The organism is Bdellovibrio bacteriovorus (assembly GCF_048286975.1).
GTDB classification, from domain to species: domain Bacteria; phylum Bdellovibrionota; class Bdellovibrionia; order Bdellovibrionales; family Bdellovibrionaceae; genus Bdellovibrio; species Bdellovibrio bacteriovorus_H.
Window position 1 is genome coordinate 387,893 of record NZ_JBLVRT010000002.1, and the last position, 20,626, is coordinate 408,518.

Here is a 20,626-nt window from a genome sequence, read left to right on the forward strand (position 1 = left end):
TAGACGTGCCGAATTTTTATCATCATTCTCTTTACGGATGGCCCTAAGCCTCCCTAAAGATCATTCACGAAAAAGCGAGCTTTTCTGTTCCGAAAAAACGGCGAATTCTCAAAACGAGAACAGAGCACACCTCCACTTCCAGAGGTGCGCTCCAAAAAGAAACTAACGGGACAAACGGGAATTCAAGAACTCGATCAAGCACTGAACCGGCTGCCCACTGCCGCCGCTGGCAAGCAAAGCTCCTTGAGCCTTGTCTGTCCAAGCGTACACATCCAAGTGCGCCCATTTTTTTCCGCGCACGAACTTTTGCAGGAACAATGCCGCCGTGATAGCTCCACCGAAACCGCCGCCCGAGTTTTTACAGTCCGCAAATGGTGAAGACAGGTCACCCCAGTACTTTTCAAACAAAGGCATACGCCAATTCAGATCACCGGAACGCTGACCGGCTTTGGTCAAAGCCGCTGCCAGTTCATCATCGTTCGAGAACAGACCCGCGATTTCAGCCCCCAGGCCCACCTTGATAGCGCCCGTCAGGGTCGCAACGTCAATCACCAGTTCCGCTTCTTCTGTGCCTTTTTGAGTGCAGGCCACATCCAAAACATCCGCCAAAACCAAACGGCCTTCGGCATCGGTGTTGTCGATTTCAACTTTCATCCCACTGCGGGCCGTGATGACATCACCCGGACGGAAGGATTTTCCATCCACCGCATTTTCAGCCAAGGCCAGATAGAAATCCAAAGGCCCCGGATAGTTGCTTTCCGCAGCCCACTGAGCCAGGGCGATCACACTGGCCGCGCCACCCATGTCTTTTTTCATCAGACGCATCGCTGAGCTTGGTTTGATATCCAAGCCACCGGTGTCAAAAGTGATCCCTTTGCCGACAATAGCCACCGGCTTCAAAGAAGACTTCTTCGCCGGACGGTATTTAAGATGAACCATGCAAGGACCGTTTTCAGCTCCCTGCCCTACGGCCACATGCAGACCCATTTTTTCGGAAACCAGTTTTTTGGTGTCCCAAACAGTGACTTTGGTGTTTTTCGGGAAACCCAGGCGTTTGGTTGCCATTTCCGCGAAAGATTTCGGATTCAGATCATTCGGTGGCAAGTTCACCATGTGACGGGCCACGTTAACCGCGCGAGCGCGCAACATCGCATCTTTCACAACCGCTTTATCCCAGGAACCCAGGGATTTTCTCAAAGCTACTTTCGGCAGGTCGGTCAGCTGCTTGCCGTCAACAAACTGACGGAAGTTGTAAACCGCCACATCCAAACCCACCAAAGCGCCCAGATCCTGAGCCCCTTCAGTGCCATGGAATTCCATTTGAACACCTTTCAGATGGTGCGCCTTCAACTGACTTACCAAAGTTCCGAACTGATCGCGGGCCCAGGAATAAGACGCTTCATCGATCAAACCGTCATGGCCGACACTCGCTTTTTTACGCGGGCGCAGAATCCAAACCGGGCCCTTGCTTCCTGCGAAATAAACAACCTCACGGTCGTTCTGCTTCAAAGTCTTCGCCTGCCAAGCCAAGCCATGCTCTTCAATCAAAGAGGCAAACTTTGCAGAGTCATCCACTCCCAGGAAATAGACAAAGCCTGTCATTTCATTTTTTACTTTAAGTTCTTTGCCGAAGTCGAAAGTTTCAATCCAGGAATGGAATTGAAGCTTCCCCGCCGCCTTTGCTGCTGGAGTCGCTTTTTTAGCCACTTTAAATCCTCACTTTTAGTTTGTGATTAGGGTGATATTCCGTAGAATCATAATATGACGTGGACAGAGACCACAAACCTAAAATTTTGCTTACTCAATGCAGAGAACCTGTTTTTGATGTTTGATGGAATCCCGTCCAAGGATGCTCTGAACCTGAAAGAAGCTCACTGGCAGCGCCTGTCCACCTCAGTCTATGAAAACAAGCCTCTGAAAAAGACTCAAGACATCGCCAAAGCCCTTAAAGAGATCAACGCCGACATCATCATGCTGTGCGAAGTGGGCGGGCTTGAGTCACTGAATAACTTCAACCTTCTCTTTATGGATGAGGCCTATTCCCCTTGTCTGATTGAGGGAAACTCAGAACGCAATATCGACGTGGGCTTTTTGATCCGCAAAGGGCTGCCGTTCTATTTTGACCTTCAATCCAACAAACACCGCCTGATCAATTACCTGTATCCGCACGAGCGCGACAGCCTGGCCCACGGTTATCCGGTCAAGGGCGGCAAGATCACCACCAGCCATAAATTTTCCCGGGATGTGGTGGAGTTAAAGCTTTTCAAAACGGACCGGGACAAACCCTTCATGATCATCCTGCTGACGCACTTAAAGTCCCGGCTGGATCCGGAACGCATCGATCCGAACGGTTTTGAACGCCGCCAGGCAGAATTGCGCACTTTGATTGAAATCTACCAGGAACTGGAAAAGACCCACCCGCAGGTGCCGGTCATGGTGGCGGGCGACTTTAATGGCAATGCGGGGCTCACCGGAACCGATGAAGAGTTTAAAGACATCTACAACCTGACTTCTCTGCGCGACGTGTTGGAAGTGGCGCAGCTAGAAATCGAGGAACGCGCGACCTTTTATCAAGTCCGCAATTCTTCGCGGGCCGACGGACGGCAAATTGACTTTGTCTTTATCCCACCTCTGCTGCATCCCTATCTGAAGCCGGCTTCAGCCCATGTGCATCGGTACAAAGATGAGTTCGGCATGGCTCACGACATTCCCCGCAATATGGATGCCAAGTTAAGCCTGCCTTCGGATCATTATCCTTTGGTGTTCGAAATTGAGAAGCTTCCTTTGAAATAAGAAGCCAACATATTGACGTTTTTCACGGTCAAATTTATTCTGAATGTCACTATGGCAATGCAAAAAACTTCAATCCCTGATTTCCAGATCACCGCGAAAGTCGTCTACGTACCGTCTGAGTCGCGTCCTGATGAAGGCTACCATTTCTTTGCCTATAAAATTGCCATCACCAACACAGGATCAACCCCTGCCCAACTGATGAGCCGTCACTGGGTCATCACCGATGCGTTGGGTAAAAAAGAAGAAGTCCGCGGCCCTGGTGTTGTCGGATTACAGCCTAAAATTCAACCTGGTCAGACCTTTGAATACGACAGCGCCTGCCCACTGACAACCTCCACCGGCAGCATGGTGGGACGCTATTTCTTCGTGGGAGAAAGTGGCGAAAGCTTCTCTGTGGAAGTTCCCGAGTTCTATCTGATTGCCCCTTTGGCACTGCATTAAATCCCTGCTGTTCCTAATTCGCTTTTGAACATTACATGGTCCAGTTTTCAGTTTTTGGCTGGAAATTGCGAAGAAACCCGTGCTAAACCCTCTGGCAATTCACGGGGGGGCGATGAATGACGTGGTTTAAAAATCTCAAAGAGCTTCTGGGCCTTGAAAAACCCGATATGTGCCTGTGCATGGTCGTCTCTGAACAAGAAGGTGCTGAGATCTGGGTTGAAGGTCAAAGAACCAACTATTTCACTCCCAAACTGGTCGCGATCAAAAAAGATCATCCGGTGAAAATCACCGTGAAAATGATTGGCCATGAACCTCACACAGCCGTGGTGAAAAGCTCGCACAATCTGACCTATTACTATTGCAACCTGGAGCGCATCCCGCTTAGACTCGTCAGCAATGAAGTCTATAGATCTGCCCATCGTTAAAAAAACAGCCCGCCTGATTCTGCGCCCCCTGGAAGCCACTGACTATGAAAACTGGGTGCAGGCCTATTCCAGTATGCGTCCTCCGCAAAATGAATGGGATGAAACGAACTGGGACGAAAGTGAACTGACCCGCAAGAAATTCAAAGAACTTCTGATGTCTGAAAAAGATCAGCGCAACCGGGATCACTATTATTCTTTCGGCGTCTTCCTGAAAGACGACGGCCTGCTAATCGGCCAGGTCAGCCTGATGGATATTTCCCGCGCGGTTTTTCAGAACGCCTATGTCGGCTATCGTATCTTCAACAACTACTGGGGTTACGGTTTTGCTCAGGAAGCGACCCGTGGCTGCATCGACATCGCTTTTAAAAAATTGAAACTTCATCGCGTGGAAGCCGGTATCGCCCCGACGAACAAAAAATCCATCAAGGTCGCAAAGGCTTTGAAGATGCGCAAAGAAGGCTTAAGCAAACGCCGCCTGCTGGTTCATAAAAAATGGCAGGACATGGAAATCTGGGCCCTGACCAAAGAAGAACTCTAACGACACGGACTTATCTCAATTTGATATGTCAGCCCTTCATTGCTGATCTAAAATAGAGGAAGTGTTGCATTTGCCTCATATGATTTCCTCGAGATTCCGAGAGAGAGACATATGAGAACGTTTCTAAAAAAATCCATCCTTGTAGTTGCTTTCCCTCTGTTAACCTCTTGCGGGCTTGTTAATGCCGAGCTGTTCCTGCCAAAGACTCTGGATCTGGGCAGTTCAGAACCTCCAGCCCCGCTCCTGCCACCACCGCCACCACCAGCTGTCTTAAAACAGGACGCCTGGGGATATGGCGGGACGATCTTCGATGTTGCGATCAGCGGCAGTCACATTCTTGCGGGAACGTCGCGCGGAATCAGTATCTATGATGTCTCCAGTCCTTACAGCCCCGCGGAAGTAAATCTGCTGAAAAGCTATAAGGTCAACAAAGTCAGCCAGGTCGGAACCCAGCTTTTTGTATCTTACAACAACGGTATTCTGGAGCTCTATGATATCACCACAGCTTCGTCTCCGACTCTGCAGTCTTCTCTGACTTTGACCAACCCTTATCGCGCAGCCACTCAAGGCACCATCGCTTATATTCCCGATGGCACCAGCGGCCTTCGCGTTGTGGACTTTTCTGATCCTGACAATATGCAGTTGGTGACCACCGTCGACACCAACGGCACCGCCGTGTCGGCACAGATCGATGGCGGGTTCTTGTATCTGGCGGACAAAGGACAGGGGATTAAAATCTTCAATCTCGCGAGCCCGACCGCCCCGACTTTACTGGGAAGCTATGTCACTGGCGGCGATGCCATGGATATCAAAGTCAAAGGCAACTATGCTTACGTCGCCGTTCAGTGGAACAGCCTGGACATCATCGATATCTCCAACAAAGCCGCCCCTGCCCTGTCCTTGAGTTATATGGACTACTTCAACTACAACAGCGGCTATCAGCAGCTTGAAATCCGCGGCGATACTCTTATGGCCATGGATTACTACAATGGTCTGATTTCTTTTGATATCTCCAATCCCATCAACCCTGTGGTCACGGGTGGAGCCAGCACGTTCGCGACACTTTGGTGGGGACTTCCCTATGGCTTTATCTCCAACAGCACTCACCTTTTTGTGGCTTCTGAAACTTACGGACTCGGGGCCATTGATATTTCAAGTCCCGAGGCTCCGCACATTCCCTATACCTATCGAGTTTTGGAATCATGGACCAACTCTGTGGATGCCGGCGGCACTCGCGCCTTTATCTGCGAAAACAACTGGGGCCGTCTGACGGTTGTGGATATCAGCGACCCAAGCAAACCACTTTACCTTGGCGAGACCCCACAAGGCGTGTCCGCCTGCACCCGCGAAATCATCTATGACAACAACTATGTCTATGCCACCGTCGGCAACAACGGCATGAAGGTCATCAGCGTCAGCAACCCAGCCAGCCCCGCTGTCGTTGCCACGATCGACAGCGGCAGCAACGCACGCAAGCTGATGAAGTCCGGCAACTTTGTCTATGTCGTCTACAGCTCCTTCCTTTATATCTACAACGTCACGACGCCGACGGCGCCCACCTTGGCCGGCAGTTACGCCTACAGTGCCGAAGATGTCTTTGTTGAAGGCAACTATGCCTATCTGGCTGGGCCCGACACTCTTCGTATCGTGAACATATCAAACCCCGCCAGCCCGGCCCTGACAGGGACTTACAATTATCCCACAGGCACCCGCACAACTTACAGCGTAGTTAAAAACGGAAACTATGTTTTTGTGGGAGGCAATGAAAACATGGGTGTCATTGATGTTTCAAATCCTGCGACACCGACACTGGCCTATAAAAACTCCGGCTCTTACGTCCCGGAAAACATGGTGGTTCTTAATAACAAACTTTACACCTGTAATTACAACTTAGGTGCAAAGGTCTACGACATCACCACTCCCACTCTTCCAACCTTGCTAGAGGCCTATCATCTGGGGGGCTGCCTAGGAATTCAGGCCCGCGATGGCAACATCCTGATTGCTGACGAAACCATGGGGCTAAAAATTCTTAACGATGCTTCGAAGCCCTACATGAAGATCAACAAACCCAACACCATCATGAGTTTGTCGGCTTTGGAAACCTCTGCCACCAGAACCTATTTGTCCGACAGCTCTATGGGGCTTATTGTCCTGGACAACAGCACACCGGAGCAGCCGACCTATTTGACGCGCATTGAATTGAATGCGATTTCGGCACCACCGGCTGAGGACGGCACCACACTCTACGTTTCGGACCAGTTTCTGGTGAAAGCCTTTGATATGACCGATCCGAAAAATCCTGTGGTTCTGTCCCAGGCGGCCCGCATCGGCACGGGCTATCTGAACGACATTGTCAAAGTTGGCAATATTCTCTATGTCCGTGAATCCAACAGCAGCCTAAACCTGTATGATGCGACAAATCCGGCCAGCTTAACCGCTCTGACCTCGCACCCCGTGGCCAATATTCGCCACATCACGCACTCCGGAAACCTGCTCCTGGCTGCCAGCCAGGCTGATGGACTGCGCGTGATCAGCCTCAGTACACCAACCAACCCGACGGTGATTGGAACCTATAACTCTCCAGGCACAGCAGTTCATTCTGTTGTCGACGGAAACATGGTCTATGTGGCGGACTCGGGCTCGGGCTTGCAGATCGTCAGCATCGCCGACCCCAACAATCCAGTCGCTGTCGGCAACTACAACACGCCGGGCACAGCCCAGATGGTGGCAAAGAAAGGCAACTATGTCTTTGTTTCCGATGCGGGTCATGTCGAAGTCGTTGATGTCACCAACCCCGCGGCTCCGACCCTGAAGCGCACGATCAACAAAAGTGAATTCGGCGGATGGAACGCCAAGGGCGTAAGTGTTCAGGGAGACCGACTCTACATCCAACTTTACAACGGGTATGAAGTGTTCGACATCTCTGACATGGACAACATACATCAGTAGCTCAAGCCCAGTCCTCTCAACGTCCTCGAGCTACTTCACCTTCATCAAATAAGCGGCGACGGCCTGAAAAGCAGGCAACGTCACCGCATCGTTGGCTGAATTCGCCGCTATCGGATGAGAACCAAACCGGGCAATCACCATCTGAGCTTTGGGATCCACATACAAGGCCTGCCCGTGGACTCCCCTGGCCATAAAAGCCCCATGTGAATTGTGTGTCACCCACCACATACTTCGATAAGACCAGCCTTGCAGATGATCATATCCGGCTTTTTTGAATTTTTCCGGATCGCCGCCCACCTGCACACTTGCAACGACTTTTTCCGGGATCACTTGTCTGCCACCCACACGCCCGCGATTTCGCATAAGCTCGCCAAATCTTGCCAGATCCCTCAAAGCCAGATTTAAACCTCCGCCTGCAAACGGAGTTCCGATCGAGTCCACCGTCATATAGGCATCCTGCTCGACCCCAAGCGGTCTCCAGATTTTTTCTGAAATCAGTTCAGCCACATTTTTCCCACTGGCTCTGGCCAGCACCCAACCCAGTGCATCCGTATTGGCGGTCTTGTAGTGAAATTCCGTCCCCGTGACACCTTCGGGACGAATGGTCTGCAGGAATTCAAAATAACTTCGAGGCCCCTTGTAATCCGGCGCCTTGGGTAAGGGGTTGCCCGCCTTGGCATGCTGCCAGACTTCAGCCTTCGGATCAGCATAGTCTTCACTGAAGCGAATCGCCGTCGTCATATCCATCAGATCCCGGACTTTGGCATCCTTAAAGCCGGATTGCTGAAGCTCTGGCACGTAGGCTACCACAGGCTTTTCACTGTCCAACGTCCCCTCAGCCACCAGAATCTCTGCAACCGTACCGACAAAAGATTTCGTCATCGACATCGCCGCATGCTGTCCTTCCCGATTGAGGCTGCCCAGATATTTTTCGTAGACAATCTTTCCTTTGTGCAGAATCAAAATCCCATCGGTGTAGTTTTCCAGCAGACTTTGTTCCCAGGACATTTCCGCAGCCTGGCCAGCGGGCTTAAAAATCAGCCTATCTATGTCACGACGAGGACTCACAGGCATACCAAGCGCAGGTCCCGTCCCTCGAGAAACACCGATCGTCGGCATTAACTGGCGAAAGTGGGACACACTCCAACGCACCTGAGGAAAGTTAAAAAAGGAACCGTCGTCAAACCTGACGATGCGATCCGGGGGAGGCGGAGATCCCACCATCCACTTCATTTTGATCGGATCACTTTCCACAGCATCAGGGAACTTCGCTGCAGGCTCTTTGGAAAAAGCCGACACCGAAAAAATCAAACTCAAGAACGCAATCCAAGTAAGCGCCACAAGCCACCTCCCCCACCACATTCAGTAAACCTGCGATAAAAAAGAAGATAAAGCTTTGCCGCGTGATCGGTTAAATAACAGGATCGCTGCAGACACACCTTTTCGGGGCGTCGACAAAGTACAAGGTCTGACGCCCTTCTTTTATATAGAAAGCCCCTACCTGTCCCATCGGCAAGTTCCGCAGCAGCTCATCCCAACGGGATGGCGTCCGCGAGGACTGTTCGCAGCCGAGGGGGCAGGTAGGGGCTTTCTATTTAAAAGAAGGAGCTAAGGGCTTCGTAAGAATGTCTTCCAGCCGCCATCTGAGGTGCGCTGATAAACATATCGTTCGTGCAGACGGCCGTTCAGGCCGAACCAGAATTCGATTTCGGTGGGGATGACTCTCCACCCGCCCCAGTGCGGGGGACGCGGGACAACTTGGCCGTCGAATTGTTTTTCGTATTCCTGCACCCGACGGGACAACCACTCGATGTCCGGGATTTCTTCACTTTGGTGACTGGCCCAGGCGCCAATTTGGCTTAGGCGAGCGCGTGTCGCAAAGTACGCGTCACTTTCAGCTGCAGAGATTTTTTCAGCTTTGCCGGTAATGCGGATTTGTTGCCAGATCGCAGGCCAGTGAAAATTCAGACAGACAACGGGATTTGTCTCGATGTCTTTGCCTTTATGAGAGTTGTAGTTCCCATAAAAAACAAAGCCCCCCTGGCTCACCTCTTTAAGATAGACGATGCGCACGGAGGGCACACCCTTTTCATCCACGGTCGCCACCGACATGGCGTTGGCTTCCGGGATCTGCTTTGTGACCGCCTCATTCATCAGGCGGTCAAAATGCTCAAAAGGGTCTTTGTTAATGTCGAACATTAATTACTTTTTCTTTTTAGTGTCTTGTTTAACGATATCGATCAACTCAACGTCGAACACAAGAACAGAGTTTGGCGGAATGCCAGGACGACCGGATGGACCGTAAGCCAGCTCAGGTGGAATGAAAAGCTTGGCTTTGCCGCCAACTTTCATCAACTGAAGAGCTTCTGTCCAACCTGGGATCACGCCACCAACTGGGAATTCAGCCGGTTGACCACGATCGTAGGAAGAGTCGAACTGTTCACCGTTAGTCAAAGTACCTTTGTAGTGAACTTTAACAACGTCTTCTTTTTTCGGAGAAGCGCCAGTGCCTTCTTTTTCAACGATGTACTGCAAACCAGAAGCAGTTGTTTTCACGCCCGCTGCAGATTTGTTTTTATCCAGGAAGTCTTTACCAGCTTTAGCATTGCCTTCAGCTTGTTCCTGTTGTTTTTTCATCGCCATTTCTTGAAGTTTCATCATAGCAGCTTGCATGTCTTCTTTAGACATTTCGTTTTTACCTGCTGCTGCATCTTTCAAAGCCATCGCCAATGCATCTGCATCGAAGTCGATGTTTTGTTGTTTCAAGTTACCACCGATTTGTTGACCGATAGCATAGCTCGCTTTTTTCATATCAGTGTCGAGCTTAACTTTCTTTTGGCAAGCTGTTGTGAAGGCCATAGCCGCAACAACCAGACCACCAAGGACCAATTTATTCATGCTGTCTCCTCTTAAGGGGTTTTGTTTTAAATACTAAAGGCTTTATCTTGCGCTCGTTTCTATTATTTTCAAATAGATAACGCGCAGTGAAATGAGGCTAAGTTCAGCGCAAGCTGTGGACGAACTTTTCAGCCTCAATGCGGGTTCCCTTGAACAGAACCGTCACATGGCGACGATCCAAAGATCCCAGATACATTGGGTCGTAGTAATATTGCAGCAGTTTTTCTATCCACACTTTATTGGCAGAAAGCTCAGCATGACTCAGGTAATCCAATTCGGCCTTTTCAAGATCAGCCATGACTTCCTGAGTTCTCAGCCCCCCCAGCTTACGATGAATCGCCTGCAAAGACTGGCGATACCGGGCAAAGAGCTGCAACGCCTGCCCGCGCAGGATGTCGTTTTCTTCGGCACAGCGAGGCACCGCCGCCAGACTCTGTCCAATTGAAGAGTTCAAAATATAATCTTCAAAGACGTTATCAACCCGCACCGTCAAAGGTTCATCAATCCAGATCACCGGTGAAGAGCGCAAACGAATAAAGAACGTAGCCGGCTGAGAAATTCGCCCGATCAGGCGACTTTCATCCTCCACCAGCGGTTTGATTTTTCCACTAATTTTGTCCTCAAGAAGCAGGATCTCCCGGGCCAGAGCGTTTTCATAGTCCACTTGAGTGGGCTGCGGAACCTCCCAATTGCCAAAGGCCGAACCCCGGTGACGAGCCAGAGCTTCAAGATCAATCACCGGGTAATCCTTCAAACTGCGCAGAAAATGAGTCTTCCCGCTCCCTGTGGGACCCGAAACGGAGATCAGTTCCTGGCGCACCGAAAACTCTTCGATTTGTTTGATCAGATAGGTCCGGGCCGCCTTGTATCCACCGACCAGAAGCGGACGCTCAATGCCGGCCTCTTTCAGCCAGGACTGAGAAATACGTGAACGCTGCCCACCCCTGAAACAATAAAAAACCGCGTCGGGATTTGCGACGACAAAATCCCTCCAGGCCTTCACACGCTGCTCTTTCACGACACCTGAAACCAGTTCATGCCCCAGCTTTACCGCAGCTTCATTGCCCTGACTTTTGTAAACTGTCCCGACCCGGGCCCGCTCTTCATCATTCATAATTGGCAGGTTCACCGCCCCGGGAATCGAACCCTGGTGAAACTCCACAGGAGCACGCACATCCATCAAAGGAATGTTGTTCTGGAACAGTCGTTTTAATTCATCGGGCTTGATATTTTTAAGGCTCAAAGATCACCGCTTTATCCTGGCGAGGCAAAACCTCTCCAATGATTTCAGCAGATTTGAATTTTGCGCGCAAGGCTTGAACCATGTCGCCACTGACCTCGCGGGAAACAGACAACAAAAGTCCACCGCTGGTCTGCGGATCATGCAGCAAATGCTGCTGCAATGTCTCAAGACCCGCCACAGAAATGGCTTCTTTCGTGTATTCGGCATTCGAACGATGCGCCTTGGTCAAAAAACCTTTTTCCAGGAAGGACAAGGCCTTGGCAAAGCGCGGGATTTTACCAAAAGAAATGCGCAAACTGACCTGACTGGCATTGGCCAGTTGCATGCCATGACCGGACAAACCAAAGCCCGTGATATCCGTGGCCGCATGAACTTCGGCTTTTAAAACCGGAGTCATATAGTCCACAGCATTGTTCACGGTAGCCATGCTTTGCAGAGCTTCCATGATATCTGTTTCCTGAACTTCCTGACGTTTCAGTCCCGCCGTCAAAGTGCCCGTCCCCAGAGGCTTTGTCAGGATCAAATGATCCCCGACTCTGGCTCCGGCATTGGTCCACACCTGTTGCGGGTTTACGAAACCTGTCACTGACAGACCGAACTTCAAGGTGTCATCATCAATCGAATGCCCGCCCACGAAGTTGGCGTCGGCCTCGGCGATTTTGTCGCTGGCCCCTTGCATAACATCAACGATCACTTCCTTGGGCAAAGTGGCCAAAGGAAACGCCAAAATACCCATGGCGGTTTTTGGCTTGCCACCCATGGCATAGACATCGCTCAGCGCATTGGCTGCGGCGATTTCGCCAAACAATTTGGGTGTGTCGACAATGGGAGTAAAAAAATCAAGAGTTTGCACGAGGGCGATCTCGTCGTTGACCTTGTAAATCGCCGCATCGTCAAAAAGGCCGCCATCCACCATCAAGGCCGGATGAGCTGCCGGAAATTTCACCTGCCTCAGTATGTCGCGTAGTTCAGAGGCAGCCACTTTCGCAGCACATCCCCCTTTTTGCACCGTCTGAGTCAGGGAAATTTTTGTGGAAGTCATGAGTTGTGCGTTTCTTTTTTCTCTTCAGTTTGTGGCTGCTGCTCATTCACCGGTCTTTGCGGATTCTGAGTGATCTGCTGTTTAGCTTCCTTTTCGTCAGCCGCAGGATCTTCATTCAAACCCTTCTTGAAGCCACGGATGGATTCACCCAAAGAACGTCCCAAATTGGGAAGTTTGCTTGGTCCAAAAAGAAGCAAAGCGATACCACCGATAAGCAGGATTTCTGTCCAACCCAAATTCATAAGGTCTCCTCGTTAGAACACCGAAACCCTAGCATAAGGCCTATTGCGCGGCAACAAAAGGAGGTGCATTATATTGAGAAAGGGGAAATACGATGCTGAGTTTCATCATGCTGCTGGCCCTGGCTGGTAATGCACAGGCCCAGAACCCACCTAAAGCCAAGAAAATGAACACTTCCATCTATGAGCAGGAAGCGGAAGAGGAAAAATCAGAGAGTTTTTCCGCCAAAGTCCGCGTTGTTCGAGAGATTTCCGATGAGGTCGAGGTTTTCTTTGAAGGCGAGAAAGCCAAGGGGGCCTACACCCTGCCCCGCTCCCTGCCGCAATACGGCGCGCTGCTAAAGACTTTAGAGAAGTCCCGCAAACCCGGCGGCCCTCCAGTACAGATCACTGCGGATGGCGACAAACGCATCAAATCCGTCGAGGCCTCCGCCGCCCCGAAATCCACGGTGATCGTGCCTGACGACCCTAACAAGAAATGGGACTTCGGTAAAATTCCAGATTGATCCTAAGCCCGGGAAGTGAGATTTTCACTTCCTCAATGAAAAACACTCGGGCACTTTGGTTCAATCAATCCTGGCTATACCTCAAGCGCATTCTGATCGTGAATGTCGCTTTCCTGATTATCGGTTCCATTTGGCGCTGGGCTTTCATGGCCACCTTCGGGGATTCCCGCGAACTGTCCCAACTGGCGCCCGCCGTTTTCAAAGCCTTTGTGCTGGGCTTTCGCTTTGACAGCACCGTCCTTTTTTACGTGAACGCCATTCCTTTGCTGATTCTGCTGTTCTTAAGCCTCTTCACTTTCTGGAAGGGGTTTGAGCCAGGTTTGAATCGCATCTATTCCCGCTTCGCGGCTTTCCTGGTTCCTTACTACACCGTGATGCTGTTTATCGTGATGTTTGTCACTGCGGTGGATTTTGGTTTTTACAGCTTCTATCAGGACCGCATCAACGTCCTGATTTTCGGGTACTTTGAAGATGACACCGTGGCCATCACCAAAACCATCTGGCGCAACTATCCGGCTGTGTGGATCTTCATGGGGCTGGGGCTTTTCACCTATCTTTTATGGAAGGGCCTTAAGATCAACTTCACTCAAGGTCGCGAGTGGCTTCCATGGCGCGCACAAAAAATCTCTTACCCGGTATTTGTGCTGTTCTTCTTTGTATTATTTGTCTTAAACGGCATCGGCGCCCGCGGTTCTTTGGCGCTATTCCCTTTGAGTGAAATGGACACCGGGATTTCCAAAAGCATCTTTGTGAATCATCTCAGCTTTAACGGTGTGCGCGCTTTCGGGCGTGCCATCGAACTGAAAGCCCAGCAGATTTCCCAGTGGGACAGCAATCTGCGCCACTATGGTTATGGCGGAAATTACCGTCAGGCCTTTGCCGATTTTTATCAGATCCCGGTGGACCAGGTTCCGGCCGACCCGTTGGATCTGATGAAGCGTCAGACGCCAAAAAACGCGTGGGCTGAAAAAAACCGCCCGCATGTGCTGTTGCTGGTGATGGAATCCATGGGGGCCTACTGGTTTAACTACAACAACCCGGAATTCAACCTGCTGGGTGACTTCAAAAAGCATCTGAACGAAGACACTTATCTGACGAATTTCCTTTCCAGCACCAACGCCACGATTGGATCTTTGAGCTGTCTTATGATTGGCTCACCGCAAAGACCTATTGGCGAGTTTTTGACGGAAAGTGATTACTTGCAGGTGCCGTTCCGCTCCAGCACCGCCAGAGTTTTCAAAAGTGCCGGTTACAAAGCCCGCTTCCTTTACGGCGGAAATCCCGGCTGGCGGGAAGTGAACAAGTTCGCAATCAAGCAGGGCTTTGACACGGTCGAAGGTGAAAGCGAAATGGCCGAGGCCCTTGGAGGCTTGAAAGAGCGCCACGACTGGGGCGTTTATGACGAAGAGCTGTTTGACTATGTCTATAAGACTTTGAGCGAAAGCACCCAGCCGCAGTTCCTGCTGACCATGACCACCACGAATCATCCGCCCTATCAGCTTCCGAACTCTTATCAGGTGCCGGATCTGAAAACTCCGGACGAGTTGAAATCCCGTCTGATTGGTGATGCGGCTTTGGCGGAAAAGCGTTTTAAAACCTATCGCTATTCTTCTGACCAACTGGCGAAGTTCATGACGAAACTTAAGAACTCGCCTTTGAAAGACAAGGTCATTGTGGCCATCACCGGGGATCACACCTTCTGGATTGTGAACTTCACGGAGCAAGAGCTTATGCAAAAAGGCTCGGTGCCTTTCTATCTGTACCTGCCTGAACCCATCCGCAAGAAACTGGACCCTGAATCCTTTGGCTCGCAGGCGGATATTGCGCCGACGCTTTACAACCTGGCGCTGTCGGAAGTTCCTTACTCGGCCCTGGGCCGCGATCTGTTTGATAAAAATGGCGACTTTGCGGTGAATGCTTTCAACCTGATTGCTGATCGCACGGGCGGTGTTTTGACAACCAGCAAACCCGAAAATGACATCTCTTTGGACTGGGAAGGCCACTATGAGCGCCTGGTCCGTGGTGAAAACACCGATCACAAAAAACAACTCGCCGTGAAATACAAATCCTTGATGAGTGTCCTGGATTACTATTTCATGAAGGAAAAGCAAGATCAGAAAGGGCCCGTGGATCATGCGGATTCTAGTCGTTGAAGATCAGATAAAAATGGCGAACTTTTTGAAAAAAGGCCTGAATGAGGTTGGCTATGCCGTGGACCTTGCCGAAAGCGGATCTGCCGCTGAATCTTACATGGCCCAAGGTGACTATGATCTGGTGATTCTGGATGTGATGCTGCCTGATCAAAGTGGCATCGATACCGCCCGCCACATCCGTCGTGACGGCTACGAAGGCCCCATCCTGATGCTGACAGCGCTATCAACCACCAAGGACAAGGTTCACGGACTGGATGCCGGTGCTGACGATTATCTGACCAAGCCCTATTCCTTTGATGAACTGCACGCCCGGGTGCGCGCACTGCTTCGCCGTAAAGCCCCTATCAACGGCACCACCACGAATGTTCTGAAATATGCGGATCTGGAACTGGATCTGATCCAGCGCAAAGCCCGCAGAAATTCCCAGGAGATCTCTTTGACCTCCAAAGAATTTGCCCTGCTTGAATACTTTATGCGAAATCCGGAGCGCCCCTTGGGTCGCGTCTCGATCGCTGAACATGTCTGGGACATTCACTTTGATTCTGAAAGCAACGTGATTGACGTCTATATCAATCTGTTGCGCAAAAAGATTGATGTCCCGTTCCCGAAACGTCTGATTCATACGGTGGTGGGCACAGGATATGTTCTTAAAGAAAATCTATAATTTCTTTCAAAGCTTCAGCATCCGTCTGCGCCTGTCGCTGATCTTTGTGCTGATCTTTGGCGCTACGACTGTCTTTTTTAACATGTTCCTGTTCCAAATGATGATCGACACCCTTCAACAGGATTTCGACGATGCTTTATTCAATTACTGTGTCGACGTTTCTGACGGGATTGAAATCGGCATCAAGGGCGACCTCAGCTTCCCGCCTTTAAGACTGGATCACGGTAAGATCCTGCCCTTCCCTCTGGGAACCGCGTTGATTCAGGTGCGCCACAGTTCGGGCGCCGTGCTGGCACGCGTGGGGAATTTCGGCGAATTCAATCCGCCTTACAAAAAGGACTTTGAACGCATCTGGAAGGGTGAAGAAGCCACCTACCGCACCATCGAACACATCCGCAATATCCCTTCGGCCGAGGCCGATTCCTACCGGCTGATTTCCTTCCCCCTGGACAACGCCGCCAAGCCCCAGTTGATGCTGCAAATTGCGGTGCCCATGACATTGATGGAGACCCAGATTCAAAAACGTCTGACGCTGTTGCAGCTGGGTATTCCGTTTGTGTTGTTCGTGGCAACCCTGGGTGGGATGTTCCTGTCAGCGCGTGCTTTGAACCCAGTGAATAACATCATCAAGATCGCCAAGGAAATCAAAGTCACTGAACTTTCCAAGCGCGTCCCTGTCCCCAATGCCAACGATGAAATCAAACAGCTGTCACTGACGTTGAATGAAATGCTGGATCGTATCCAGCAGGCCTTCCAGTCGCAGGAACGCTTCGTCGCGGATGCCTCGCACCAGCTGCTGACACCACTGACGATCATGCGCGGTGAAATGGAACTGCTGCAAAAAACTGAAAAGCGCGATGTGGATCAATTCATCAAAAGTGCTTTGCAGGAAGTGGACAACCTGTCCAGCATCGTGCAAGAGATGCTGCTGTTGGCCCGCGTGGATGCAGGGATTGGTGCTTTGAATCTGGAAGATCTGGATTTTGATGAACTGGTGTTCGAAGCCCTGGCTCGTTGTGAGAAACTGGCCAAGTCCAAAGATATCAAACTGAAAGTCACGATTAACAACGAAACCGGCGAAGAGCACAAACACATCCGCGGCGACAATGATTTGCTGACGAATCTCATTGTGAATATCGTGGAAAATGCCATCAAGTATTCTCCGAATCAGGAAGTGGTCTCTGTAACAGTCAATCACGGCCGTGAAACAACAGAACTGCTGGTGGAAGACAATGGCCCCGGCATCCCGGAAGAACAGCTGCCGTTCATCTTTGAGCGCTTCTCGCGCGGGTCCAATATGGAGACTCGTGTTAAAGGCTTTGGTCTAGGTTTAGCAATCGCGCAAAAAATCGCCATTCTTCACAATGCCAAGCTAAGTGCTCAGAATCATTCAGGGACCGGTGCGAAGTTCGGATTCGAAATTAAAAACATTTAATCTGCTTTTAATCAAAGATTTAACCCCGTTTGTTAGCCTTTCCTAGTTCGCAATTGAAGCTAACAAAGAACCATTAGGAGGTTACTATGAAATTCGCTTCTATCTTGATGACTATCGCTTTCGCAGGTGTTGTTGCTCACGCTAACGAAACTGCTCCAGCTGCTACAACTGCTGCTCCAGCTGCTCCTGCTGCTGAAGTTAAAGCTGAGAAAAAAGCTGCTAAGAAAAAACACACTAAAGAAGCTGCTCCTGCAGCGGCTGCAGCTCCAGCTGCTCCTGCTACTACAGCTCCTGCTGGTCACTAATCTTTCGCTCCTAAAGAGCAAAGAAGTGATAAAGGGAACCTTCGGGTTCCCTTTTTTTATTCCTGAATGTGTTGTTGAATTATTTCACCCAAAGCTCTACGCGCGGAACACCAATAGTCCCCGGCCCGGTCACAGTGTCACACGCCGGAATCCCAACGGTCGTTGTACCATATCCCGCAGGCGCCATCATCCCCACTGCGTAAAACCAGTTTGAGTGGTTGGCTGAACCATCCGCCAAAGCTGTGTTACTGGCACCATTGTATTCCAGACCACCCCAGTAATTCGACGTGGATTCGATGGTCACAGCCGTGTACCCTGCCACAGGTTGCGAAGTGAAGTTGCTGGTCTGAGTCCACCAGTTGCGAATGGAGCTGCCGGACCCCGGCCAGTTGATTCTTAGCTCCAGCTTTCCGGAACGATAGAACCCGGCCACGCGACCCATGATCGAATATCGAGCGGCCATTGGCGCAGCCGAATTGTAACTTAGAGTTTCCGCAATATTGGCGAACACACCGTCGGAATAGTTGTGGTTCAGGATTCTGGTCCATCCGCCACCATCCGTCGTCATGTCACAGTAAACCGGAATCGCCCCGGCACCGCCCGGATTGATTGTGTAAAGTCCCGTCCCGATGGAAGCCCCGCTATCCAAAATGTCTTTGCAGGAATTATAAGTGGTGATCGTGTCATCTTCTTTGATCCACAAATTGACTTCCGCCACACCTGCATTGGTCCCGATCATGGAACTGGCTGCGGGAATGCCCGCAGGCGTTCCATAGGCCACCGTCGATCCGATTGCATACCACCAGTCAGAAATCTGAACCGAACCATCCAGCAATGCCTGATTGTTGTTGATGGCCCCATGAGTTCCATTCCCCAGCTCCAGACCACCCCATTTATCAGTAATCGCTGTTGCCATGATGGGTGTCCATCCCGCAACGACCACATCGTTCAGTGGATTCGTGCTTTGCAGCCAGATATTTTTATTGGAATAGCCCGGCCAGGTTTGGCGGAAGCGATATTTCCCATTGGTGGCAAAGTCCGGAATTTTGGTCAGTTGTGAATAAAGATTTCCTGTCGGAGCGCCGGTGTTCTTAGACTGGGCATCGGCCGTGCTGGCAAAATMCCCCCCCGCCACATTGTGCCGGAAGATCCTTGTCCAGCCTCCACCATCGGTCGTCATATCACAGTATGCCGAATAAGAGGCATTTGCGCCCGTCCCATCCGAATCAATCGTGTATGTCCCGTCCGCAGGACTTCCCATCAGGTCTTTGATCTCTTTGCAGGATTTGGGATAACACTGGGTCGCGACAATAAATGCGGGCTTGGAAGCTCCGATAAACGTCGTCCACTCCGTCGAAGTTTTCGTTGGTACAAATAAATCACTGCTGGCGTGATTGTTGGTCACGATGTAGCAGGATCCCTGCGAGCTCACATAGGGAAGATAAAGGCGCGTGGAACCGCCGACAGGAATACGATAGCCTTCGCTCAGGGTGTTGATCCCCAGCACAAAGGGCGCCATCATAATCATAATTGCAATTCGCAGCTTCATTATTGTCCACGTCCCATATTAACGAAGATAAAACTTAAAGTTACACGCGTTGCCTTTGCCGCTATAGCAGACTTCCGTTGCTTTATATGCCGGCACTATCCCCTCGGCCCCCGTAAAGAATGCTATGTTGAAAGCGTCGGCACCATTGAAGTTGTCATTGGCATTCTGTCCGGCACACCCATTAGTACGACTGGTGTGCTGCAGGTTCCCTGTACACTTTGTACTATTATAGTTCCAGTTACCGCCCGCAAGATCAATGATCGCGGCCCCACCATTATAAGACGGCGAAATAAACATGGCGTCGGTCGTGTTCACCGCAATCGAAAAGGCTTCAGGGTTTACCGACGCCTGCTGGGCTGCTACTGTGTGTTTGCCGGCAGCTGCCAGGTTGTATGTATTCACCATGAAATCATTCGGCGTTGTTCCCGTCACCGCTCCGTTGGAATAGGCCACCAATGTCCAACCCCCACCTGACGTGGTCATGTCACAAAAGACTTCATAGGGCGCGGTTGCCCCCGCTCCATCAATATCAATTGTATAAATGCCATCGCCCTTGGAAGCGCCCGCGGCCAAAATGGCTTTACAGGAATTATAAACCGTATGCGTGTCGTCGTCCTTCATCCACAAGTTCACTTCCGACACCCCATGACTGGAGCCCAGCACATCCGAAGCGGGAATCCCCACCGGAGTTGTTCCCCAGGAAACATAAGCTCCAACCGAATAGAACCAGTTCACGTGATTTACTGAGCCATCAAGATACGACGATGTCTGCGCCGGTCCGTGAGCACCGTTCCCCAGCTCAAGACCACCCCAATAGTTCGTATATCCTTGAACAAAGACTGTTTTATACCCGGCCACCACCACATCCGCTGTTGGATTCGTCGTCTGAAACCAGATGTTTTTCAGATTTTCCCCAGGCCAGGTCAGTCGGAACTGATACTTGTTGCCCGCAGTTTTAAAGTGATCGATTTTGTTCAGAATAGAATACAGATCCGCGGTCGGTGTTGTCGTGTTTTTGCTGCTGGCGTCTGTCGCATCAGTAAAATACCCGCCTGCGATATTGTGTTTGAAAACCCGGGTCCATCCACCACCGTCGGTGGTCATATCACAATAAACAGGATAAGGAGAACTGCCCGTAGGATCGACATAATAGATGCCATCACCTTCAGAGCCGTTGTTATTCAAAATATCCAAACAGGAACCACATTTGGTCAGAGAGACATTCGTGATAGTCGCGGCCCGGAAGGCGGTCCATTCGGCTGCGGTTTTGGTGGGAACAAAGAAGTCTTTGTCTGCCGTGGCATTCACCACTTTCTTGCAGACGTTATGGGCATTGATGGCCTTGGTCGTGCCACGATTCACCCGATGACCTGTGTCCTGGGTGTTTAGTGCCACCAGCAGCGGTGACACAGCTAGAATGAAGGCGATCTTTCCAATGATCTTCAC

The 20,626-nt window shown here is 50.8% G+C and carries 19 protein-coding genes; 10 read left to right on the plus strand and 9 right to left on the minus strand.

Annotated elements, in window-relative coordinates; genetic code table 11:
* Nucleotides 1-162 precede the first annotated feature (162 nt).
* The gene (locus ACNQKP_RS10055) at nucleotides 163-1,707 is read right to left on the minus strand and encodes a M17 family metallopeptidase (RefSeq protein WP_417864554.1); all 1,545 of its coding nucleotides are present in this window, start codon (nucleotides 1,705-1,707) and stop codon (nucleotides 163-165) included.
* A gap of 117 nt (nucleotides 1,708-1,824) precedes the next feature.
* Here ACNQKP_RS10055 and ACNQKP_RS10060 point away from each other — a divergent pair, with 117 nt between their 5' ends.
* The 5 genes from ACNQKP_RS10060 (at nucleotide 1,825) to ACNQKP_RS10080 (ending at nucleotide 7,146) form a co-directional block, all read left to right on the plus strand.
* Nucleotides 1,825-2,793, plus strand: coding sequence for an endonuclease/exonuclease/phosphatase family protein (locus ACNQKP_RS10060; RefSeq protein WP_417864556.1), 969 nt, complete (start codon nucleotides 1,825-1,827; stop codon nucleotides 2,791-2,793).
* A gap of 51 nt (nucleotides 2,794-2,844) precedes the next feature.
* Nucleotides 2,845-3,234 (plus strand): Co2+/Mg2+ efflux protein ApaG, encoded by a 390-nt coding sequence (gene apaG, locus ACNQKP_RS10065; protein WP_038451974.1) that lies wholly within the window; start codon nucleotides 2,845-2,847, stop codon nucleotides 3,232-3,234.
* Nucleotides 3,235-3,350: 116 nt separating this feature from the next.
* Complete coding sequence (locus tag ACNQKP_RS10070) at nucleotides 3,351-3,659, plus strand: hypothetical protein (RefSeq protein WP_038449787.1); 309 nt, start codon at nucleotides 3,351-3,353, stop codon at nucleotides 3,657-3,659.
* Entirely contained in the window at nucleotides 3,631-4,197 is a 567-nt protein-coding gene (locus tag ACNQKP_RS10075; protein ID WP_417864558.1) for a GNAT family N-acetyltransferase, read from the plus strand. The genes ACNQKP_RS10070 and ACNQKP_RS10075 overlap by 29 nt, the downstream gene beginning before the upstream one ends.
* 111 nt (nucleotides 4,198-4,308) lie before the next feature.
* Nucleotides 4,309-7,146: an LVIVD repeat-containing protein gene (locus tag ACNQKP_RS10080; RefSeq protein ID WP_417864560.1), complete on the plus strand. Its 2,838-nt coding sequence runs from the start codon at nucleotides 4,309-4,311 to the stop codon at nucleotides 7,144-7,146.
* A 30-nt stretch (nucleotides 7,147-7,176) separates the two neighbouring features.
* Here the strand turns inward: ACNQKP_RS10080 and ACNQKP_RS10085 are convergent, their stop codons facing one another.
* The 6 genes from ACNQKP_RS10085 to ACNQKP_RS10110 form a co-directional block, all read right to left on the minus strand.
* Nucleotides 7,177-8,508 (minus strand): serine hydrolase domain-containing protein, encoded by a 1,332-nt coding sequence (locus ACNQKP_RS10085; RefSeq protein ID WP_417864562.1) that lies wholly within the window; start codon nucleotides 8,506-8,508, stop codon nucleotides 7,177-7,179.
* Nucleotides 8,509-8,754: 246 nt separating this feature from the next.
* Nucleotides 8,755-9,345 (minus strand): pyridoxamine 5'-phosphate oxidase, encoded by a 591-nt coding sequence (gene pdxH / locus ACNQKP_RS10090; RefSeq protein ID WP_417864564.1) that lies wholly within the window; start codon nucleotides 9,343-9,345, stop codon nucleotides 8,755-8,757.
* 3 nt (nucleotides 9,346-9,348) lie between these two features.
* Nucleotides 9,349-10,044: an FKBP-type peptidyl-prolyl cis-trans isomerase gene (locus ACNQKP_RS10095; RefSeq protein WP_417864566.1), complete on the minus strand. Its 696-nt coding sequence runs from the start codon at nucleotides 10,042-10,044 to the stop codon at nucleotides 9,349-9,351.
* A gap of 103 nt (nucleotides 10,045-10,147) precedes the next feature.
* Entirely contained in the window at nucleotides 10,148-11,287 is a 1,140-nt protein-coding gene (gene mnmH / locus ACNQKP_RS10100) for a tRNA 2-selenouridine(34) synthase MnmH (protein WP_417864569.1), read from the minus strand.
* Complete coding sequence (gene selD / locus ACNQKP_RS10105; RefSeq protein ID WP_417864570.1) at nucleotides 11,277-12,329, minus strand: selenide, water dikinase SelD; 1,053 nt, start codon at nucleotides 12,327-12,329, stop codon at nucleotides 11,277-11,279. The genes mnmH and selD overlap by 11 nt, the downstream gene beginning before the upstream one ends.
* Nucleotides 12,326-12,571 (minus strand): Sec-independent protein translocase subunit TatA/TatB, encoded by a 246-nt coding sequence (locus ACNQKP_RS10110; protein WP_011164971.1) that lies wholly within the window; start codon nucleotides 12,569-12,571, stop codon nucleotides 12,326-12,328. The genes selD and ACNQKP_RS10110 overlap by 4 nt, the downstream gene beginning before the upstream one ends.
* Before the next feature lie 92 nt (nucleotides 12,572-12,663).
* On the opposite strand from ACNQKP_RS10110, the gene ACNQKP_RS10115 reads away from it, so the two are divergent.
* The 5 genes from ACNQKP_RS10115 (at nucleotide 12,664) to ACNQKP_RS10135 (ending at nucleotide 17,631) form a co-directional block, all read left to right on the plus strand.
* Complete coding sequence (locus tag ACNQKP_RS10115) at nucleotides 12,664-13,074, plus strand: hypothetical protein (protein WP_417864572.1); 411 nt, start codon at nucleotides 12,664-12,666, stop codon at nucleotides 13,072-13,074.
* Nucleotides 13,075-13,109: 35 nt separating this feature from the next.
* On the plus strand, nucleotides 13,110-15,227 hold the full coding sequence (locus ACNQKP_RS10120; protein ID WP_417864574.1) for an LTA synthase family protein: 2,118 nt from the start codon (nucleotides 13,110-13,112) through the stop codon (nucleotides 15,225-15,227).
* Entirely contained in the window at nucleotides 15,208-15,891 is a 684-nt protein-coding gene (locus tag ACNQKP_RS10125) for a response regulator transcription factor (protein WP_088564784.1), read from the plus strand. The genes ACNQKP_RS10120 and ACNQKP_RS10125 overlap by 20 nt, the downstream gene beginning before the upstream one ends.
* Entirely contained in the window at nucleotides 15,869-17,326 is a 1,458-nt protein-coding gene (locus ACNQKP_RS10130) for an ATP-binding protein (RefSeq protein ID WP_417864576.1), read from the plus strand. The genes ACNQKP_RS10125 and ACNQKP_RS10130 overlap by 23 nt, the downstream gene beginning before the upstream one ends.
* Nucleotides 17,327-17,412: 86 nt before the next feature.
* On the plus strand, nucleotides 17,413-17,631 hold the full coding sequence (locus ACNQKP_RS10135; protein ID WP_374033497.1) for a hypothetical protein: 219 nt from the start codon (nucleotides 17,413-17,415) through the stop codon (nucleotides 17,629-17,631).
* A 79-nt stretch (nucleotides 17,632-17,710) separates the two neighbouring features.
* Here ACNQKP_RS10135 and ACNQKP_RS10140 read toward each other — a convergent pair whose 3' ends face one another.
* Both ACNQKP_RS10140 and ACNQKP_RS10145 read right to left on the minus strand, forming a co-directional pair.
* The gene (locus tag ACNQKP_RS10140; protein ID WP_417864578.1) at nucleotides 17,711-19,180 is read right to left on the minus strand and encodes a fibrinogen-like YCDxxxxGGGW domain-containing protein; all 1,470 of its coding nucleotides are present in this window, start codon (nucleotides 19,178-19,180) and stop codon (nucleotides 17,711-17,713) included.
* A gap of 18 nt (nucleotides 19,181-19,198) precedes the next feature.
* Nucleotides 19,199-20,626 (minus strand): fibrinogen-like YCDxxxxGGGW domain-containing protein, encoded by a 1,428-nt coding sequence (locus ACNQKP_RS10145; RefSeq protein ID WP_417864580.1) that lies wholly within the window; start codon nucleotides 20,624-20,626, stop codon nucleotides 19,199-19,201.

What these genes read in the sequence shown, in the direction of transcription:
- ACNQKP_RS10060 (WP_417864556.1), top strand. Translation starts at nt 1,825, where the DNA reads ATGTTTGATGGAATCCCGTCCAAGGATGCTCTGAACCTGAAAGAAGCT.
- apaG (WP_038451974.1), top strand. Translation starts at nt 2,845, where the DNA reads ATGGCAATGCAAAAAACTTCAATCCCTGATTTCCAGATCACCGCGAAA.
- ACNQKP_RS10070 (WP_038449787.1), top strand. Translation starts at nt 3,351, where the DNA reads ATGACGTGGTTTAAAAATCTCAAAGAGCTTCTGGGCCTTGAAAAACCC.
- ACNQKP_RS10075 (WP_417864558.1), top strand. Translation starts at nt 3,631, where the DNA reads ATGAAGTCTATAGATCTGCCCATCGTTAAAAAAACAGCCCGCCTGATT.
- ACNQKP_RS10080 (WP_417864560.1), top strand. Translation starts at nt 4,309, where the DNA reads ATGAGAACGTTTCTAAAAAAATCCATCCTTGTAGTTGCTTTCCCTCTG.
- ACNQKP_RS10085 (WP_417864562.1), bottom strand. Translation starts at nt 8,508, where the DNA reads ATGTGGTGGGGGAGGTGGCTTGTGGCGCTTACTTGGATTGCGTTCTTG.
- pdxH (WP_417864564.1), bottom strand. Translation starts at nt 9,345, where the DNA reads ATGTTCGACATTAACAAAGACCCTTTTGAGCATTTTGACCGCCTGATG.
- ACNQKP_RS10095 (WP_417864566.1), bottom strand. Translation starts at nt 10,044, where the DNA reads ATGAATAAATTGGTCCTTGGTGGTCTGGTTGTTGCGGCTATGGCCTTC.
- selD (WP_417864570.1), bottom strand. Translation starts at nt 12,329, where the DNA reads ATGACTTCCACAAAAATTTCCCTGACTCAGACGGTGCAAAAAGGGGGA.
- ACNQKP_RS10110 (WP_011164971.1), bottom strand. Translation starts at nt 12,571, where the DNA reads ATGAATTTGGGTTGGACAGAAATCCTGCTTATCGGTGGTATCGCTTTG.
- ACNQKP_RS10115 (WP_417864572.1), top strand. Translation starts at nt 12,664, where the DNA reads ATGCTGAGTTTCATCATGCTGCTGGCCCTGGCTGGTAATGCACAGGCC.
- ACNQKP_RS10120 (WP_417864574.1), top strand. Translation starts at nt 13,110, where the DNA reads ATGAAAAACACTCGGGCACTTTGGTTCAATCAATCCTGGCTATACCTC.
- ACNQKP_RS10125 (WP_088564784.1), top strand. Translation starts at nt 15,208, where the DNA reads ATGCGGATTCTAGTCGTTGAAGATCAGATAAAAATGGCGAACTTTTTG.
- ACNQKP_RS10130 (WP_417864576.1), top strand. Translation starts at nt 15,869, where the DNA reads ATGTTCTTAAAGAAAATCTATAATTTCTTTCAAAGCTTCAGCATCCGT.
- ACNQKP_RS10135 (WP_374033497.1), top strand. Translation starts at nt 17,413, where the DNA reads ATGAAATTCGCTTCTATCTTGATGACTATCGCTTTCGCAGGTGTTGTT.